Here is an 18,184-nt window from a genome sequence, read left to right as displayed (position 1 = left end):
CCGCCGTTCAGCCGTCGGATCCGGGGCGGGCCTGCCGGTGGGCGGGGGGTTCGCCGCGCGGCTCGGACTTCACGACCCGCAGGTGGCCGCGCCGGTGGGTCTCACTGCCCTGCCCGACCGGTTCGCGCCGGACGGGCGGCCGCGCCGCCTCGCGGACGGCATTGGCGAGCGCTTCGAGGTCGTCACTGCCGGGGCCGCCGGAGTTGTCGGCCGGGAGCCGGACGACCTCCCACCCGCGGGGCGCCGTGAGGCGTTCGGCGTGCATGGCGCACAGGTCGTAGCAGTGCGGTTCGACATAGGCCGCGAGCGGGCCGAGGACCGCAGTGGAATCGGCGTAGACATAGGTGAGCGTGAAGACGGCGGGCTGCCTGCACGCGGTGCGAGAGCAGCGTCGGACAACGCTCACGACCCCTGACCTTATGCCTTTCCCGGCGCATCCGCTACTACCGGCATCGACACGGCGCCGCAGGCGCGTGCTCCCGTGCGCGGGCGATCCGGAGCCCCGCGAAGCGGTCGGCGGCCGGAGCGCATTGCGGGCGGCCCGAACCGGCGCCCCTGGGGCTGCGCGGGGGGCTCCGGATGGCATAGGCTCAATGCGTGCGACGAGTGCACCCTCATCGGCCCCAAGCCGACCGAACACGGCGCAGGGATCGCCGCGGACGTGGAATCCGCGGCCCATTGACGCCGTCTGAGCTCCCCATATCCCGGACCCGGGCGCAGGTCTTCGACGACCTCGTGCTCGATGCGGTCGAACGCCTCGAACGCGTGTGGGCCCGCGAACTCGCCTACGTCGAATTCATGGTCGAGGACGTCCCGGAGGTCCCTCCCGGTGTCACAGCCGAGGACGGCATTCCGTTCTCCCGGTTGGAGCGCGCCGGCACCGGGCAGGCCCGCATCATCGTCTACCGCCGCCCGGTGGAGATCCGCACCACCGACCCTGACGAGATGGCCCTTCTCGTCTACGACACCGTCGTTGAAGAGGTCGCCAACCTGCTGGGCCTCGAACCCGAGACCGTCGACCCCGAGGCGTGATCCCGCAGCGGGCGGGCGGCGGCGTCACCGGACCACGCTGGTGAGGCTGTCGGACACCGACGGCAGCGCGATCTCCGCCGGTGCGGGCGGCAGCGGCAGCACGCTGGTGGCGCCGTCGCCCTTCAGCACCCGGGCGGCGTAGGCCGGTCCGCTGCCCTTGACCGCCTCCACGACCAGTGCTGCGGCGTCCGCGCCGACCTTCACCGGTTCGGTGCGGCCCGCCTTGACCTTCGTCTCCTTGGGGTCACCGGTGGAGCCGTCGGCCGCGACCGGGGTGACCCGCACGGTCGCCGCCTTCTCCGGCGCGCCGATCAGCAGTTCCGAGTCCGTGTCCTTCGGGAGGGACGGCACGACGGCCGTGCTGTTCAGGCCGCCTTCGAGGGGGTCCACCGCCGCGGTGTAGGCGGTGTCGTCGCCGTCGGACCTGCTCATGGCCACCGCTGCGACGACGGGCCGGGTGGCGGTCACCACGATGGTCGCCGGCTTTTTGTCGAGCGGCCCTTCAAGGCTCAGCTCGGCCGATGCCGACGGCGGGACGTCAAGCGACTCCAGCGCGTCGTGGTCGGCCTCCCCGTCCGGTGTGAAGGCGCGCACCTTGACGTCGGCGGGGTCCTCGCCCGGTGCGGCGACGATGAGCCTGCGGTCGCCGCCGCCTTCGGGGACACCGGGGATGACGTGGGTGGTGGCGGGTGGGTTCGCGGGCGGCACCCAGTCGGCGCCGCGCTTGCTCTTCTCGGCGAACAGTGATGCCGCGACCCGGCCCGAGGCGGTGCGGACGTGGACGCCGACGGCGCCGGTGGACTCGACGAGCGGTCCGAGGTCGATCTCGGCATCGCTGTTGGGGGCGACCGCGATGCCGCGGGTCTCCTTGGAGACGGCGGGGCCGTCGGTCGCGTACACGTCGACGTTGACGGTCGCCGCGGAGTCGTCGGGGTTGCCGGCGTGCAGCCGCAGGTCCTTCAGGTCGTCGCCGCCGGGTGCGGCGAACCAGGTGCTCAGGCCCGGTTCGGGGCAGCGGACCTCGGTCACCGCCTTCTCGTCCTTGCCCAGTGTCGCCTGGGTCAGCTCGACGCCCGCGGCGAGGCCCCCGGTGGCGCGCACCACGGTGTGGGTGCCGGAGTCGCCGGGTTCCGCGGTCCAGGGTGTCCCCGGCTGCCCGCTGCGGCCGATGGGCTCGGGGGACGGCACGGCGCCGTCGTCGTCCTCCTCGGGTGCCGCGGGGTTCGCCGCGGCGGTCAGCTTCCCCTTGTCGGCGCCGTCGGCGGGGCCGTAGGCGGCGATGGTGCCGGAGTCGTCGTCGCCCTGCGGGGGCGGGCAGGCGCGCACGGCGGACTCCACCCTGGCGCGCTCCGCCGGTCCCGCGGCGTCGGTGCCGGATGCGGGGCTGGTGACGAGCGCCACCCCGAAGAGCGCGCTGAGGGCCACCATGACCAGGCCCAGGAGCGCGAACCGGTTCTCGACCACGAGCTTCATCGCGTCTTCCCCCTGCCTTTCGCCCTGCGTCCGCGGTGCCCGCGCCCGCGGCCCTTCGGCGCGGGCGGCGCGGCCGGTGCCGCGGGGGCCGCCGGTTCGGCGGGGGGCGGCGTGTCGGCCGGACCGCCGGCGGCCGGCCCGGAATCGGGTCCGGCGCCGGGCCCGGTATCGGGCCCTGGCCCTGGCCCTGGCCCGGGACCTGGCCCGGGACCTGGGTCGGCGTCAGGCGGCCGCCTGCGGCGGCGGTCGGGCAGGCGCGGGCGGGGCCGGGTCTGCTCCTCGATCCGCCGGACGTCCTCCTCGGTGCGGACCCCGGGCAGCGCGAGGACGACCACGACGAGCAGCAGCGCCCCTTGGACCAGCAGCCATATGTCGCGCATCGGGGCGCCGCCGGAGATCTCCACCGTGCCGCCGGTGGGCGGGAGCTCGAACGCCTGCATGCCGTTGCGGGTGGGGACGGGGGTGAGGTCGTAGCCGCCGAGCGCGGCCTCCCAGCCGGCGTCGGCGGGTTCGGCGAGGTGCAGGGTGCGCTTGCCCTGCCCCGGCGGCACGGTGGCGCGCGTCCCGTCCGGTCCGGCGTCGAGCACCCGGGTGCCGTTCTCGCCGGTGATGCGCAGCCGGCCGGTCTCCTGCTCCAGCCGCCACAGCGCGAGGGTGTCGGTGAGCATCAGCCGGCGGGCGCCGGGCACGCCGTCGATCGTGTCGACGATGGTCACCCCGGAGTCGCCGCGGCCCGCGGGGTCGGCGGTGGCCTCGGACGCGCCGTCGGGCCGGGGCACCAGCACGTACTGGATGCCGAACCCGGCGAGGTCGGCGGCCTCGTCGCCGCCCCGCCCGGCGGCGAGGTGGGCGACGGTCTCCGCGAGGGCCTCGCGGGGCTGGTCGGCCGCAGGGATCTGCGATTCGCCGAGCCGGGGTTCGCGGCCGCGCAGCACGCTGTAGTGCAGGTCGCCTTCTCCGGTCGGGGACAGCACGAGGGTGCGGGGCTGGCCGCCGTCGGCGGTGACGGCCTTGAGGAAGGACGGCAGCATGATCCCGCCGCCGCCGTTGAGCGGGCCCTGGACGCCGTTCCACATCCAGCTCCCCGCCGCGGCGAACGGGGTGATCAGCGCGAGTGCCGCGACGCCGAGCGCGAAGACGCGGCGTGCGCCGCGCAGCTTCAGCATCACGTCGAAGGAGCGGGCCGCCGTGGCCGCCGACAGCAGCAGCGCGGTCGCGGCGAACACCAGCGCCACGCCGGGCCAGGCCGGCGCCGCGGGGCCGCCGTAGGGGGGCGTGACCGTGATGCGGCTGATGATGATGGCGACGAGGATGCCGAACAGCGCGATGCTCCAGCCGACGGCGACCAGCATCCTGCGGCGGCGCAGCAGCAGCGCGCACAGCGCGGCGGCCATGAACCCGCCGGTGACCCACACCGGGGGCAGCCCGGGACCGCCGGGCGAGAGCAGCAGCAGCCCTTCGGCGGACGCAGCGGGCCGCGACAGCGCTTGGCTGTGCAGGCCGGCCTCCAGGAGCCACAGCGACGGCGACATCAGCAGTTCGGCCGACCACGGCAGGAGCAGCACCAGCGGGACGCCGAGCGCGATGGCGAGGCTGGTGTAGAGGCTGCGCCCGAGGTGGCCGAACGCGACGGCGACGAGCGCGCCGATCACCACCGACAGCACCCACACCAGCGGCACGAACGCCGTGCACACGGCGAGGAGCAGCGCGAGCCCCCATGCGGCGCGGCGCGACTGCCGCTCGGGCATCAGCAGCAGCCGGGTCCCCAGCAGGCCGAGGAGCGGGAGCAGGGCGTGGACCAGCGCGGTGCCGATCCTCCCCTGCGCGATGGCGCCGGTCGCGACGGGCAGCAGCGCGTAGGAGCCCGCCATCCACACCTGGGCGGGCGGGTACCCCACGACCTTGCGCGCCAGCAGGTAGGCGGTGAGCCCGGCGAGCGGCGCGCAGCCGAGCAGGATGACCGTGACCGCCAGCCAGGGTTGGCCGAGCAGCAGGGTCGACAGCACCGCGAGCAGCCCGATGTAGGGGGGCGCGAACGCGCTGGAGCCGATCCCGACGTCGTGCCACGACGCGGTGTACAGCGACCACAGGTCGCCCGCGCTGCCCCACACGGGCGGCAGCGCACCGCCGCCGAGGTGCTCGCCGAACACCAGGGAGCGCTCGGCGACCAGTGACACGAGCGTGAGGCCGACGACGAGCAGCACACCGGGGTGGGTGATGGCGCGGCGGAACACGCTGTGCTCGTCGCGCAGCGGGTCGTCCTCCTCCGCGCGGGGCCCGGCGGTGACGGCCTGGTGTCGGCCCGCGGTGTCCAGCGCGGGCGACCCGGCGAACAGGCCGGAGACGACATCGGTGAACTGGCGCAGCGCGACGCCGTGCGCCAGGAACGGCTGGATGGCGCTGTAGGTGCGGCGGCGGTTGCGGCGGCGCCGGTGCCGGGCCTTGATGAGCCGCAGCGGGGACGTGTAGACGGCGGTGATCGCCGCGGCCTCGTCGAGCGCGTTTGCCGGCTGCTTGGCGAGCAGGTACATCAGCACCCGCAGCAGCGACGCGAACGAGTTGCGCGCGAGCGCCCCCAGCATCGCGCCGAACGGCAGGTTCGCGAGCAGCACGTAGATCGCGTTGCGGCGGTCGACCCGGCGCGGGTGGTCGTGGGTCGCGCTGATGCGCCGCCTGCGCCGGGAGGCGGCCTCGGCGTGGTAGGCGACGGCGTCGGACACGACGAGGACGCGGTGGCCCGCGCCGCCGGCCCGCCAGCAGAAGTCGATGTCGTCGCGGAACAGCGGCAGGCCGGGGTCGAACCCGCCGAGCTGCTCCCAGAGGTCGCGGCGGACGAGCATGCCCGCGCTGGACACCGCGAGGACCTGGCGGGTGCCGTCGTGCTGGCCCTGGTCGAACTCGCGGGGCTCCAGGCCGGTCTCGCGGCGGCCGGCGCCGTCGATGGTCACGCCCGCCTCGATGAGCAGCCGGCGGTCGAAGTAGTCGCGGAGCTTGGGGCCGAGGACGGCGGCGCGCGGGTCGTCGTCCGCCGCGGCGAGCAGCCGCTGGAGCGCGTCGGGGGCCGGGACGCAGTCGTCGTGGACCAGCCACACCCATTCGGTGGCGTCGGCCGCAGCGGGGAACTCGGTGCGGGAGCGGGGGTGGTCGAGGGCGGCCCGGACGGCGTCGCCGTAGCCGGTGTCGCCGGGGAGCCGCAGGATGGCGTCGGGGGCGAGGTACTCGGCCAGGATCCGGTCGCTCTTGTCGCGGCTGCCGCAGTCGACGCCGACGACGCGCTGCACGGCACGGGTCTGCCCGCGCACGGCCTCAAGGCACTCGGGCAGCCAACGGGCGCCGTCGTGCGTGACCACGACGGCCGTCACGACGTGGGACGTTGGATCGAGGGGTAGCACGTGCGGCGGTTCGCTCTCGGCGGGACGGTGGCGGGGCGGGCGTCGCCGCGGGCGTGGGCCGCCCGCGACATGGGCACCCGCCCTGCGGATGGTGGGGCGACCCGACGCGATCCGCGGGACAGGGGCTGACGGCAGATCACCCTACGACAAGTCGGGATGATCCGAGTCGGTCATGCGCGGCCGGTGGTGCCGCGGCGGGTGCGGCGGGGGTGCCCCCGGACGCGAAAAAGCGGGTGGCGCAGGCCCTTTGGGGACCTGCGCCACCCGCTCGACCGCGGCGACCGATTACAGCATGTCGGCCAGGAAATCGAAGTCCTGACCGGCGGCCTTCTTCAGCCGACGGCGTTCCCGTTCGGAGAGTCCCCCCCAGATACCGAAGCGTTCATCATGCTCCAGCGCATATTCCAGGCACTCCGATCGCACCTCGCACGATTGGCAGACCTTCTTCGCCTCCCGGGTGGAACCGCCCTTCTCGGGAAAGAACGCCTCAGGATCGGTCTGCGCGCACAAAGCACGTTCCTGCCAGCCCAGATCTTCATCCGAGCCGTGCGCAAGCGGGATGACCTCGCTCATGCGCACCTCCTATTGCCCCCCTAGATGTCCCCTCCCAATCGACCCCCGGGAGGGGGTAAACACACCTTGAAATTACACGCGCGAGTCTGTGTTTGCGTCAAGCGCGTTGCGTGGTAATCCCCTGAATATCACGTAACAAACAACGACTCGCCGTTCGCTTGCGACGGACCTGGGATTACCGCGCTTTTATGCGGGGTGCTGTAGGGGTGCGCGGATCAGCGGCGGCCGTCGTCGCGGTACCAGCCCTGCGGGCCGTCGCCGTACTCCGATCCGGCGGGTTTCTGCTGGTCAACGCCGTAGTTCTCGCCGTAGGGGCTGGTGGTCTCCTGCGGGCTCGCGCCGTAGGAGCCGCCGGTGGAGAACTGGTTGCCGTACCCGGGGTTGAGGACGGAGGTCGACTCGTCGTCGGCGCCCTGCTCCGGGCGGAAGAAGTCGTCCAAGGGCGTGTCGCGCCGGGGTTCGGCCGCCGGCTGCTCGGGCGCCGCGGGCTGCTGCTGGTACCAGCCGTACTGGATGGCCTCCTGTGCCGCCTGCTCGCTCGCCGAGGTGCCGGGGTTCTGCACCACGGTGGCCTCGTCGTCGTAGTGGTGCTGCGGGCCGCCCGCCGGGGGCGCCGCCTGGCCGGGGTCGTACGACGGCTCGTAGGGCGCCCCGTACGAGGGCTGCCCGCCGGTGGACCCGGCGCCGTGGCCGTAGCCCGCCTGCCCCTGGTCGTAGCCCTGCTGGCCGCCGCTGCCACCGAAGATGTCGCCGCCGTGGGACGGCTGGCCGCCGGTGCCGTAGGCGGGCTGGCCGCCCGTCCCGTATCCCGGCTGGCCCGCGCCGTAGGCGGGCTGGCCCCCGGTGCCGTAGGACGGCTGCGCCGAGTACGACTCGTACTGCTGGCCGGCGTAGGGCTGCTGCTGCGCCGCGGGGTCGGGGTAGGGCTGCTGCTGGACGGGCTGGCCCGACCAGTCGTAGGCGGGCTGGCCGCCGGACGGCGCTGCGGGCGCGCCGGGGTCCTGGTAGCCCTGCTGGTACTGCTGGTCGTACGGCGCCGCCTGCTGCTGGGCGGCCCAGTCCTGCTCGGCCGCCGCCTGCTGCGGGTACGGCGACTGCTGGAACGCCGCCTGGCCCCCGCTCTGCTGCCACTGCGGCTGACCGGTGTCGGCCGGCTGCTGCCACGGCTGGGCCTCGTAGGGCTGCTGGTGCGCCATGCCGGTCATGTTCGGGTCGGGCTGCATGGTCGGGTCGGGCTGCGGCGTGTAGGGCTGCTGGTGCGCCATGCCGGTCATGTTCGGGTCGGGCTGCGGCGTGAAGGGCTGCTGCCCGCCGGTGAGCGGGGCGCCCGGCTGCGGCGCGAACGGCTGCTGCCCCCCGGTGAACGGGGCCCCTTGCTGCGGCGCGAAGGGCTGCTGCCCGGGCGGGCCGTAGCCGAACGGCTGCTGCGCCGGTGCCTGCGCGCGCGGCACCAGGGCGGGGTCGGTGAAGACCTTGTACAGCCCGAAGCCCACGATGCCCGCAACGGCGAGGTCGGCGCCGGTACTTATGAGGTTGCCGAACCCGGCGCCGAAGCCGAGGCCGGTGAAGAACCCGGTGATGAGGTTGATCACCGCGAAGAACGCGCCGATGCCGAGCAGGATGAGGGCCATCAGCACCGCGCCGAAGGTGCGCGGCGACTTCTCCTTGGCCGTGACCATCAGCAGGACCGCGGCGATGAGCATGATGATGGTGCTCACACTGAGGAAGGCCGCGCCGTCGGAGACCAGGCCGAAGAACGCGTCGGCACCGCTGCTGCCGCCGCCGATCCCGCCCACGGAGGGGGGCCCGGTCAAGGCGGAGATCACCATCGCGAGCATCTTCGCGGCGACCGAGCCGAGCAGCACCCAGGCTGCGGGCTCGCGCAGCCGCTGTATCGCTTCGTTGTTCAAGAGAGGTTCCCCTCCGCTGCTATGCCGTCGCGTTTCAAAGTGATCGCCCGAAGCCTTGCATATCGTCCGGTTGTGGAGTGCATCGCCGAAAGGGCCGTGGGGACGTCGTTCGCGGGCCCCGCGGGGATTCGCCGCTGTTCAGGCCGAGTCGGCATCGGTGTGGGACCGTGCGCGAAATTTCAGTGGCGGACGTGCGCCGGGTCCGGCACGGCGGCGGGACGACGGAGCGTCCCGGCCGGCACGGACCGGCTACCGAAACGGCCGGGGGCGTGACGCACACACGCTACTAGCCTGCCAGACTTGTCCCCATGCGGATAGTCGTACCTGCGGGTGGTATTGGTGGCGCGCGGTTCCTCAGGGGCCTCCGGTCGGCCATGGGAATCAGCGCGGGGCCCGCCCCCGCCGACCCTGATGCGGCCGAATCGGCGCAGATCACGGTCATCGGCAACACCGGCGACGACATCACGCTGTTCGGGCTGCGGGTCTGCCCCGACCTCGACACCGTCATGTACACCCTGGGCGGCGGCAGCGACGAATCGCGGGGCTGGGGCCGGGCCGACGAATCCTTCGTGGTCAAGGAGGAGCTCGCCGCATACGGCATGCGGCCCACCTGGTTCGGCCTGGGCGACCGCGACACCGCCACGCACATCGTGCGCGCCCAGATGCTGGCCGCCGGGTACCCGCTCTCCGCCGTCACCGACGCGCTGTGCGAGCGCTGGCAGCCCGGCGTGCGCCTGCTGCCCATGAGCGACGACCAGATCGAGACCCACGTGGTGGTCGCCGACGACGGCGACGGCGGCCGGCGGGCCATGCACTTCCAGGAGTGGTGGATCCGGCACGGCGCCGCGCTCCCCGCGGAGTCCATCGTGAGCGTCGGCGCCGACACCGCCGTACCGGCGCCGGGCGTCCTCGACGCCATCGCGGCGGCCGACATCGTCCTGCTGCCGCCGTCGAACCCGGTGGTCAGCGTCGGATCCGTCCTGGGCGTGCCGGGCATCCGCGCCGCCATCGCCGAGAAGACCGTGGTGGGGGTCTCCCCGATCATCGGCGGGGCGCCGGTGCGGGGCCGCGCCGACGCCTGCCTGAGCGCCATCGGGGTCGAGACCGACGCCCGCGCGGTCGCCGCCCACTACGGCCCGGAACTGCTCGACGGGTGGCTGATGGACGACGCCGACAGCGGCGGCCCCGACGTCCCGGGGATCACCACCCGGTGCCGGCCGCTGTACATGAGCGACCCCGAATCGACCGCCGCCATCGCGCGCGCGGCGCTGGACCTCGCACTCGAACTCCGCACGGCGAACACGGGAAAGGAGCGGCACGCGTGAACGGCTTCTTCAGCGTGCACGGCGTCGACGGCGTCAAGGAGGTGCGGCCGGGTGACGACCTCGCCGCGCTCATCGGCGACGCCGCCGAGCTGCGCGACGGCGACATCGTCGTCGTCACCTCCAAGGTCGTCAGCAAGGCCGAGGGCCGGTACACCGACCTCGACCGCGAGGCGGCGATCGACGCCGAGACCGTCCGCGTGGTCGCGCGCAACGGGGCGACCCGCATCGTGCAGACCCGGCACGGCCTGGTCATGGCGGCGGCCGGGGTCGACGCGTCCAACGTCGAGCCGGGCCGCGTGCTGCTGCTGCCCGAGGACCCCGACGGCTCCGCGCGTCGGCTGCGCGCGGGCCTGCGCGAGCGCCTGGGGGTCGCGGTCGCCGTCGTCGTCACCGACACGTTCGGGCGCCCGTGGCGCATGGGCCAGACCGACATCGCCATCGGGGCGGCCGGGATCCGGGCGCTCGACGACCTCCGGGGCACCGCCGACACCCACGGCCAGGTCCTCGAAGCGACGATGAGCGCGATCGCCGACGAGATCGCGGCGGCGGGCGAGCTCGTGAAGGGCAAGGCCGCCGGTGTCCCCGCCGCGGTCGTGCGCGGGCTCGGCCACCTCGTCACGGGCGACGACGGCGCCGGGGCGGCCGTCCTGGTGCGCGGCGCCGACGAGGACCTGTTCCGGTACGGGTCGCGCGACGTCCTGCACGCCCGCCGCACCATCAGGGAGTTCTCCGACGCCCCGGTCGACCCCGGCGCGGTGCGCCGCGCCGTCGCCGCCGCCATCACCGCGCCGGCACCGCACCACACGACCCCGTGGCGGTTCGTGCTGGTGGAGTCCGCCGATGTCCGGGTCCGGCTGTTCGACGCCATGCGCGACGCCTGGATCGCCGACCTGCGGCGCGACGGGTTCAGTGAGGAGTCCGTCACCAAGCGGATCCGCCGCGGCGACGTCCTGCGGCGCGCGCCGTACCTGGTGGTGCCGTGCCTGAAGGCCGATGGCGCGCACCCCTACCCGGACGAGCGGCGGGCCGGCGCCGAGCGGTCCATGTTCCTGGTCGCCATGGGCGCGGGGGTGCAGAACCTGCTGGTCGGGCTGGCGGTCGAAGGGCTCGGGTCGGCATGGGTGTCGTCCACGATGTTCTGCCCCGACGTGGTGCGCGATGTGCTGGAGCTGCCCGAGGACTTCCAGCCCATGGGCGCCGTCGCCGTGGGCCACGCCGCCGCCCCGCCGAAGGACCGGCCGCCGCGGCGGCCGGAGACGTTCATCGAGGTGCGCTGAGGCCCGGCTCGCTCCGCCGTGCGGGCCGCTGCTACGCCCGGACCTGCGGCGGTCCCCTGTTCGGATAGCCTCTGCCCGTCGCGGGCGCGCCGCGGCGCCGCCCGCCGAGTCCGCGACGGATTGGGACCCCCTTGCAGTTCGGAACACCGCCCGCCCTGCACGCCGACCCGAACGGCCCGCACCACGGGCCTCTCGCGCACGCGTACGCGTGCGGCGTGCACATCGCCGTCAACGGCGGCGGGCGGTGGAACTCCGTCGACAAGGTGTGCGCGTGCTGCACGGCGGAGCAGAAGCGCGAGGGCATGCGCGACGACTGGGGCATCACCGGCGCCGAGGAGTGGCGGGTGCAGCAGGAGGCGCTGCTCGACGACGACGGCAGCAACCCCCTCGCGAGCCTGCTGCTGGGGCTGCGCCGCCAGTTGGCCGAGCAGTACGGCGGGCCGGTCGACGCCACCACGTGGCGGTCGGTGATCTCGCACTGGTGCCGGCACAACCACCACGGCGAGGACGTGTACCGGGAGCTGCTGGGCCTGGCCGGCATGATCCTCGACTACGAGAAGCGGTTCGCCGCCGACGGCCTGCTGCCGCCGGGCGGGTTCATCGGCCACATCGGCGCCTGGGACTTCGGGCGGGCCGCGAACATGGCGCGCTGGGGCGTGCAGTGCGGCTGGGCCGACCTCGCCACCTCGCAGTGGTACGCCGTGCGCGCCGGCGCGCAGGCCGCGCGGTACCACCTGTCGTGGGCCGACTTCTCCGCCGGCTACATCCTGGGCCGCTGCCTGCACTTCGACAAGGGCGAGTTCGGGTGGCGCTACACCGACCCGCTGGCGGTGCACCACACGATGATGGCGCACCCGCAGAGCCCCTGGCTGCACATCCCGTTCGGGTTCCCGTAGCGTCCCTCCCCCGCTGGTCTTGCGTCAAGGTCGCCGGGTGGACGGCCCATTGCTCAGGTGCCGACCTCCAGGCGGGCGGTGCGCCGTGCGGCGAGGCGCGCCGTGAGGTACTCCTCCCAGCGCCGCACGATCGGCTGGAGCTGGTAGCGCTCCGCTGCCGCGGCGACGGCGGCCGCGCCCATGGCCGCGCGCTCCTCCGGGTTCTCCACGAGCCGCAGCAGGCCGTCGGCGAGGGCGTCGACGTCCTGGTGCGGGACGAGCAGGCCGTCGCGTCCGTGGGTGATGATCTCGCGCGGGCCGTGCGGGCAGTCGAAGCTCACCGCGGGGATGCCGACGGCGAAGCCTTCGATGATGGTCATGCCGAACCCCTCGGCGCGGGAGCTGACCGCGAGGATGGACGCCTTGGCGAGCTCGCCCGCGAGGTCCTTGGTGCGGCCCATGACCGCCACGTGGTTGGCGAGGCCGAGGCGGTGGACGACGTCGAGCAGGCTGTCCTTGGTGTGCCCGCCGCCGTAGATGCGCAGCCGCCATTCCGGGTGCTCCTCGGCGACGGCGGCGAACGCCCGCAGCAGCTTGGGGTACTGCTTGATCTTCGAGAGCCGCCCGGCGGCGACGATGATCGGGTTCTCCAGGGTGGAGCGGGGGTAGTTGCCCGGCGGCAGCGCGTTGGGCATGGTCGCGGTCCAGTCGTCGTCCACGGGCAGGAACTCGCGGTAGGCCGCCCTGTCGGTCTCGGTGAGGACGGCGAGCCCGTCGAGCTCGGGGTACAGGCGCTTCACCGCGGCGCGGACGTCCTTCTTGTGCCCGCCGAGGTGCACGTGCTCCTGGCCGATGGTGAGGATCCGCTTCGGCGCCCACTTGGCGAGCAGCAGGTTGATGCCCGGTCGGGTGCCGATGACGACGTCGGCGTCGCTGCTCCGCAGGCACCGGCGCAGGGCGTGTTCGGTGCGGCCGGAGAACGCGCCGTTGCGCTTGGCCTCGGACGTGGGGACCACGGTGCTGGGCCGGCATTCGCGCCACCGCGCCAGCAGGCTCTGCCGCGGCCGGGCGGCCCAGCCGCGGCTCGGCGCCAGCGTGGTCAGGGTCACCCCCTCCGGTACGGCGAAGAACGGCGCCTTGCGGTGCTGGATGAGGCTGACGATCTCCACGTCGTGGCGTTCGGCGAGCCCGCTGGCGAGGTTGAACACGGTGCGGATGGTGCCGCCCATGCCGTAGGCGTTGGCGAGGACGATGGAGATCTTCACACCGCCCCTTTCACCGGATGGTCGGACCGGAGCAGGATGGAGAGTTCGTCGTCGACCGTGTAGTAGGGGTGGCCGCGCAGCGGCGTGCCGGTGTCGCCGAGTGTGCGGCCCGGGTACACCACACGGTGCTTCTTCCCGCGGATGTCGTCGGCGTGCGCGCCGAGGCGCAGTTCCCCACTCGGTGTGCGCAGCCACAGGTCCCATTCGTTGTGCGCGCGGCCGAAGTCGTGGGCCGCGGCGAGCGGGCCCATGGGGATCACTGCGCTGAACTCGCCGTCGACGAGTTCGGCCGGCGCGTCGACCGTCCCGGCGCCGCCGCGGTGCCTGGCGTGCAGCGACGCCTCGACGGTGCCGGGCTCGCGGTCGGCGCACGCGATCACACCGGTGACGCCGACCGCCCCGGCACCGTCGATGCCTTCGCCGACGTCGACCCGTTCGACCTCGGCGTAGGGCGAGGCGGCGCGCACCCGCAGGCGCAGGGTGCCGCACGAGGCTCGGTAGGTGCGGAGGTCGCGGGTGCGGGCCCGGCCGATGTAGGCGGCGCGCCCGGCGATGGACAGGCAGGGGTCGCTGGTGCCGGCGGGGTGCGGAGTGCCGTCGTCGTCGAGCACGGCCACGGTGTAGTCGCCGTTGTCGAGTGCGACGCCGCCGAGCGGGACCAGGATCCGGCCGTCCTCGTACCGTGGTTCGGGCAGTTCCACCAATGTCCTGATTTCGGTTCCCGGCGCCAAGGCGAGCGCGCCCGGCCACCGAGGGTCGGCCGTGTGATCACACCGCCGCAGTCGCAATACGTCGTCAGGATCGATCCGGCTCGATTCGAACTGCACGTCCTGCACGGTTTGCGGTCCCCCTTCGATCGCTCCGCACACGTGGGGTGATCGGTGCACGTGGTGCGCCCAGAGCTGCCCTGAATGGTGGAAATCAACCGGATACGAGCGGGACCGTCACGGGATTTCACGGTGATGCGGTTGTGGCGTGCATAACACAATTACCGGGGTCGGTCGAAAGTGATCTATCCACTGCACTCTAATCGCCACTGTATTAAAGGAAGATTAAGAGGCGTACCCCGGGCCCCGCCCGGACACCGGGAATTCATCGGCGGGCAATAGACGGGGTCAGGGCGGCGCGGTCAGGGGCGGCGCGGTCAGCGCTTGGCCGCGCGCATCAGCACGATGCTGCCGCGGGTGTTGGGGCTGCGGGCGTCGCTGAGCGACACCAGCGGGATGAGCGGGGCTGCCGCGTTGAAGCCGATGCGGCCGCCGCGCGCCGAGATGGTCAGGTACGCGCGCTCGGCCGAGCGCCCCCGGAACTGGTAGCTGTGCTCCAGGACGTCGAGCCCGGCCCCGTCGAGCAGGCCGGTGAGGCTCTCGTGGGTGTAGGTGCTCTTGACGTGGTAGCGGCGGGCGTGCGCGGCGAACAGGTCGGGCCAGTAGTCGCGGCGCGAAAGGCTGTCGGCCGACATCACGAGCTCGCCGCCGGGTTTGAGCACCCGCGCCATCTCGGCCAGTGCCGCCGGGCCGTCGTCGAAGTGCTCGATGGCGCAGATCGACATCACCTTGTCGACCGTCGCGTCGCCGAACGGCAGCCGCAGGGCGTCGCCCTCGACGAGGGCCGGGGCGTGCCGCAGCCTGCTGCCGCGCAGCATCTTGGTGCGGGCGAGGTCGATGGACACGGCTTTCGCGCCACGCCGCCGCGCCTGCCCGGCCCAGTAGCCGTCGCCGCCGGCGATGTCGAGGACGACGGAGCCGTCGAGGTCGTCGCCGAGCCAGCGCAGCAGGGTCCCCGCCTCGCGGTACCGGCACACGTGCACCTGGTGGCCTGCGAAGGCCACTACGTCAGACATTCCCACGCCTGCACCCTAGCGACCCGTCGGCAGCGGCGGGCCCGGACCCGCCGCAACCGCCCGGTGTGCGGCGCTGTACCCGCTAGCCTGGCCGGGTGCTGCGCCGACTCCGTTCCAACCCGTGGCTGCGCGCCGCGATCGTGCTGGTGGTGCTGGCCTGCACCGCGTATGCGCTGTACGCCCGCTGGAACGAAGCCGGGGCGGCGCTGGCCGTGCTGTCCCCGTGGATCGTCGCGGCGTCGGTGGCGGCGGCGCTCTGCGGCCTCGGCGCGCAGATGCTGGCCTGGCGGGCGCTGCTCGCCGACCTCGGGTCGCCGCTGCCGTTCGCCGTTGCGGCGAAGGTCATGTTCGTCGGGCAGTTGGGCAAGTACCTGCCGGGGTCCGTGTGGGCGTTCGTGGCGCAGGTCGAACTCGCCAAGGACCGGGAGGTGGCGCGGCAGCGCGGCATCGCGGCGACCGTCCTCGCTGTGGCGGTCACGCTCACCGTGAACCTGGCGGTCGCCGCCGCGACCCTGCCCCTGGTCTCGGAGGAGGCGGCCCGCCGGTGGTGGTGGGTCCTGGCGTGCGCCCCCGCTCTGCTGGCGCTCCTGCACCCGCGGGCGGTCACCTGGGTGCTGCACAGCGCGGTCCGGGCCGCGCGGCGCACCCGCGACGTCCCCGACGCCGAGCTCGAACGGGTCAGCGGGCGCGGTATGGCGGCGGCGGTCGGCTGGTCGCTGCTGTCGTGGGTCCCGCTTTCCGGCTCCATCTGGCTGCTCGTCGCCGGGGCGGGCGGCGACGGTCCCGCCGCACTCCCCGTTGCGGCGGGCGCCTACGCGCTCGCATGGACCCTGGGGGTGCTGTTCGTCATCGCCCCCGCCGGGCTGGGCGTGCGCGAGGTGGTCCTGGTGGTGGGGTTGGCGCCCGTCCTGCCGCCCGGGTCGGCGCTCGTGGTCGCCGTCCTGTCCCGGTTGGTGATGACGGTCGCCGATGTGCTGTGGGCCGGGATCGCCACACTGCTGGCGCGCGGCGGGCGGACTCCCGTCGGCCCGCCCGGGGCGTGAGGCTGTCGTTCGGGCGTTCGGGCGTTCGGGCGTTCGGGCGTTCGGGCGTTCGGGCGTTCGGGCGTCCCAGCCGACCCGGGCGTCCCAGCCGTTCAGGCGAGGAGCGTGTCCAGGTAGGACCGCCAGTACGGTTCGGGGTCGACCGGCCGGACCCCGCGGCGCAGGCGCTGCGCCGTGTCGCCGGCGGCGAACTCCGTGATGGCGCGGGCGAGGTCGATGGTGTCGCCGGGGGCGCAGAGCAGGCCGTCGACGCCCTCGCGCACGTGGTCGGGCAGGCCGCCGGTGCGGGTGGCGATCACGGGGCGGCCGTGCTCGTGCGCCAGCCACACGTTCTGCGTGGCGGTCGCCGAGCGGTACGGCAGGACCACCGCGTCGGCAGCGGCGAACAGCGCGGCCATGTCCTCGACGGGAACGTAGCCCGACCGCAGCTCCACCCGGTCGGCCACGCCGAGGTCCGCCGCGAGCGCCGCCAGTTCGGCCGGCCCGCCCCAGAACTCCCCCGCGACCGTGAGGTGGACGTCGGGCGGCCCGGCCGCGAGGGCGCGCAGCAGCACGTCGACCCCCTTGTAGGGCCGGACCAGGCCGAAGAACAGCAGGCGACGGACTCCGTCAGCAGCGTCCGTATCGGAGGGCCGCGGGCGGTCCGGCGGACCGTGGGACGGCGGGTGTGTCGGCAGGTGCGGCGGCAGCGCAGCAGTGCGGACATCGCCGCGCCCGCCGACCAGCCCGCGCGCGAGCCGCGCCTGCTCCGGCGTGTGGGTGAGGACGGCGTCGCAGCGGCGCAGCAGCGCCCGCATCAGCGACACGTCCACCGCGCGGCGCTCGTGCGGCAGCACGTTGTGGCACAGCGCCACGACCCGGGTCCTGCCGCGGATCCCGGCGAGGACGCCGAGGTAGGCGGGCACCTGCACCGGTGAGAACACGGTGAGGACCACCAGGTCGGCGTCCGCTGCGAGCCGCCGCCCCGCGCGCAGCCAGCCGTCGGGCCGGTACCAGGCGAGGTGCCGCCGGGTGCCGGGGAACGGCTCGCCCTCGCCGCTGTCGAGGGTCTGCGTGCCGGGGTACAGCAGCGCCGGGTACTGGGCCAGCCACGACTCGATGACGGTCGGGTGGCCGACGGCGGTGAGGCGGTGCGCCAGCTCCGTCGTGTGCCGCGCCCCGCCGCCCTTGTACGGGTGGGCCGGGCCGACCAAGGCCACGCGCACGGGACCCCCTTCAGCTCCCATCGCGGGAGCGGACGATGAGGTCGGCGAGCAGGCCCATGGAGCCGATCATCAAGCCGCTCAGGAACACCATGATCGTGTTGTTCCGGATGTAGCCGAACTGGGTCACCATGTCGTAGCCGAACTTGACGGTGCCGATGGCGAGCAGCGCCAGCGCGATCGGCATCAGCACCTTGAGCGGGTTGAAGTACATGACCATCCGCAGCACCTGGAGGATGTAGCGGTAGGCGTCCTTGGCGAAGTGGAACTTCGAGGTGCCGGCGCGCTTCGCGTAGTCGATGGGGACGTAGTGGACCCGGTGCTGGTTGGACAGGAACGCCAGCGTGATGGTCGTGACGCAGGAGAACCCGGGCGGGAGCAGCCGCAGGTACGGCAGCGAGACCTCGCGGCGGAACGCGCGCAGGCCGGAGTTGAGGTCGGGGATCTTGGTGTTGGTGAGCACCTCGGCGGTCTTGCGGATGAACCACTTCGTGGGCACCCGCAGCAGCCGGTGCGAACCGGCCTCCTGGCGGCGCGCGCCGACGACCTGGTCGATGTCGGGGTCCTTGGCGAGGATCGCGACGAGGTCGGGGATGCGCTCGTTGGGGTAGCTCATGTCGGCGTCGGTCCACACGACGATCTCGCCGCGCGCCCGCTGGCTGCCGATGCGGCGCACCGTCCCCGAGCCGCCGTTGTGGCCGAACGCGACGACCTCCAGGTGGGGGTGGCGCGCTTCGGCGTCGCGCAGCCGCAGCAGCGTGTCGTCGCTGGACGCGTCGTCCACGGCCAGTAGTTCGTAGCCGTACTCGGAGGCGTCCATCGCGGCGCAGATGCGGTCGACTTCGGCGACCACGTGGTCCTGCTCGTTGTAGCAGGGCAGCACGATGGTCACGTAGGGCCGCGCCGGATCGGTAGCGGGGCGCTCCGGGGCGGGCTTGTCTGGGGTCACGTCACTCACGATTCAGCAAGGGTAG

At 73.6% G+C, this 18,184-nt stretch carries 15 protein-coding genes; 5 read left to right on the top strand and 10 right to left on the bottom strand.

Annotation, left to right across the window (positions count from 1 at the left end):
• Positions 1-7: 7 nt before the first annotated feature.
• The gene (locus CLV63_RS14245) at positions 8-406 is read right to left on the bottom strand and encodes a DUF3499 domain-containing protein (protein ID WP_106583489.1); all 399 of its coding nucleotides are present in this window, start codon (positions 404-406) and stop codon (positions 8-10) included.
• A gap of 272 nt (positions 407-678) precedes the next feature.
• Here CLV63_RS14245 and CLV63_RS14240 point away from each other — a divergent pair, with 272 nt between their 5' ends.
• Positions 679-1,032, top strand: coding sequence for a metallopeptidase family protein (locus tag CLV63_RS14240; RefSeq protein WP_394339775.1), 354 nt, complete (start codon positions 679-681; stop codon positions 1,030-1,032).
• Between the two features lie 24 nt (positions 1,033-1,056).
• Here CLV63_RS14240 and CLV63_RS14235 read toward each other — a convergent pair whose 3' ends face one another.
• From CLV63_RS14235 to CLV63_RS14220, 4 genes are all read right to left on the bottom strand, one after another.
• Complete coding sequence (locus CLV63_RS14235; RefSeq protein WP_106583487.1) at positions 1,057-2,505, bottom strand: DUF5719 family protein; 1,449 nt, start codon at positions 2,503-2,505, stop codon at positions 1,057-1,059.
• Positions 2,502-5,897, bottom strand: a complete 3,396-nt coding sequence (locus CLV63_RS14230; protein ID WP_106583486.1) for a glycosyltransferase family 2 protein — start codon at positions 5,895-5,897, stop codon at positions 2,502-2,504. The genes CLV63_RS14235 and CLV63_RS14230 overlap by 4 nt, the downstream gene beginning before the upstream one ends.
• A 285-nt stretch (positions 5,898-6,182) precedes the next feature.
• Complete coding sequence (locus CLV63_RS14225) at positions 6,183-6,470, bottom strand: WhiB family transcriptional regulator (protein WP_106583485.1); 288 nt, start codon at positions 6,468-6,470, stop codon at positions 6,183-6,185.
• A 215-nt stretch (positions 6,471-6,685) separates the two neighbouring features.
• Entirely contained in the window at positions 6,686-8,380 is a 1,695-nt protein-coding gene (locus tag CLV63_RS14220; protein WP_106583484.1) for a hypothetical protein, read from the bottom strand.
• 308 nt (positions 8,381-8,688) lie between these two features.
• On the opposite strand from CLV63_RS14220, the gene cofD reads away from it, so the two are divergent.
• From cofD to CLV63_RS14205, 3 genes are all read left to right on the top strand, one after another.
• The gene (gene cofD / locus CLV63_RS14215) at positions 8,689-9,705 is read left to right on the top strand and encodes a 2-phospho-L-lactate transferase (protein ID WP_106583483.1); all 1,017 of its coding nucleotides are present in this window, start codon (positions 8,689-8,691) and stop codon (positions 9,703-9,705) included.
• A complete protein-coding gene (locus CLV63_RS14210; RefSeq protein ID WP_170134223.1) occupies positions 9,702-10,982 on the top strand; it encodes a coenzyme F420-0:L-glutamate ligase in 1,281 nt (426 codons plus the stop codon). Before cofD ends, CLV63_RS14210 begins: the two co-directional genes overlap by 4 nt.
• Positions 10,983-11,113: 131 nt before the next feature.
• Positions 11,114-11,878, top strand: a complete 765-nt coding sequence (locus CLV63_RS14205) for a DUF1266 domain-containing protein (protein ID WP_106583482.1) — start codon at positions 11,114-11,116, stop codon at positions 11,876-11,878.
• Positions 11,879-11,931: 53 nt separating this feature from the next.
• On the opposite strand, the gene CLV63_RS14200 is transcribed toward CLV63_RS14205, so the two are convergent.
• From CLV63_RS14200 to CLV63_RS14190, 3 genes are all read right to left on the bottom strand, one after another.
• Entirely contained in the window at positions 11,932-13,122 is a 1,191-nt protein-coding gene (locus CLV63_RS14200; RefSeq protein ID WP_106583481.1) for a glycosyltransferase family 4 protein, read from the bottom strand.
• Complete coding sequence (locus CLV63_RS14195) at positions 13,119-13,823, bottom strand: hypothetical protein (RefSeq protein ID WP_106583480.1); 705 nt, start codon at positions 13,821-13,823, stop codon at positions 13,119-13,121. The genes CLV63_RS14200 and CLV63_RS14195 overlap by 4 nt, the downstream gene beginning before the upstream one ends.
• A 443-nt stretch (positions 13,824-14,266) precedes the next feature.
• A complete protein-coding gene (locus CLV63_RS14190; RefSeq protein WP_106583479.1) occupies positions 14,267-14,965 on the bottom strand; it encodes a class I SAM-dependent methyltransferase in 699 nt (232 codons plus the stop codon).
• 95 nt (positions 14,966-15,060) lie between these two features.
• On the opposite strand from CLV63_RS14190, the gene CLV63_RS14185 reads away from it, so the two are divergent.
• Positions 15,061-16,008 (top strand): lysylphosphatidylglycerol synthase transmembrane domain-containing protein, encoded by a 948-nt coding sequence (locus tag CLV63_RS14185; protein WP_211301304.1) that lies wholly within the window; start codon positions 15,061-15,063, stop codon positions 16,006-16,008.
• A gap of 92 nt (positions 16,009-16,100) precedes the next feature.
• On the opposite strand, the gene CLV63_RS14180 is transcribed toward CLV63_RS14185, so the two are convergent.
• Together CLV63_RS14180 and CLV63_RS14175 are read right to left on the bottom strand one after the other, a co-directional pair.
• On the bottom strand, positions 16,101-17,234 hold the full coding sequence (locus CLV63_RS14180; protein WP_211301303.1) for a glycosyltransferase family 4 protein: 1,134 nt from the start codon (positions 17,232-17,234) through the stop codon (positions 16,101-16,103).
• Positions 17,224-18,159, bottom strand: a complete 936-nt coding sequence (locus CLV63_RS14175) for a glycosyltransferase family 2 protein (protein WP_245928810.1) — start codon at positions 18,157-18,159, stop codon at positions 17,224-17,226. Before CLV63_RS14175 ends, CLV63_RS14180 begins: the two co-directional genes overlap by 11 nt.
• Positions 18,160-18,184 lie beyond the last annotated feature (25 nt).

Origin of the sequence: Murinocardiopsis flavida (assembly GCF_003014485.1) — a bacterium.
Classification (GTDB): domain Bacteria; phylum Actinomycetota; class Actinomycetes; order Streptosporangiales; family Streptosporangiaceae; genus Murinocardiopsis; species Murinocardiopsis flavida.
Note: the sequence above shows the minus strand (reverse complement) of the source record. Positions and strands in the feature narration are given on the sequence as shown.

Excerpts from the sequence above, each read along its gene's own strand:
- CLV63_RS14190 (WP_106583479.1), bottom strand. The coding sequence starts at position 14,965 with ATGTCTGACGTAGTGGCCTTCGCAGGCCACCAGGTGCACGTGTGCCGG.
- cofD (WP_106583483.1), top strand. The coding sequence starts at position 8,689 with ATGCGGATAGTCGTACCTGCGGGTGGTATTGGTGGCGCGCGGTTCCTC.
- CLV63_RS14225 (WP_106583485.1), bottom strand. The coding sequence starts at position 6,470 with ATGAGCGAGGTCATCCCGCTTGCGCACGGCTCGGATGAAGATCTGGGC.
- CLV63_RS14180 (WP_211301303.1), bottom strand. The coding sequence starts at position 17,234 with ATGGGAGCTGAAGGGGGTCCCGTGCGCGTGGCCTTGGTCGGCCCGGCC.
- CLV63_RS14235 (WP_106583487.1), bottom strand. The coding sequence starts at position 2,505 with ATGAAGCTCGTGGTCGAGAACCGGTTCGCGCTCCTGGGCCTGGTCATG.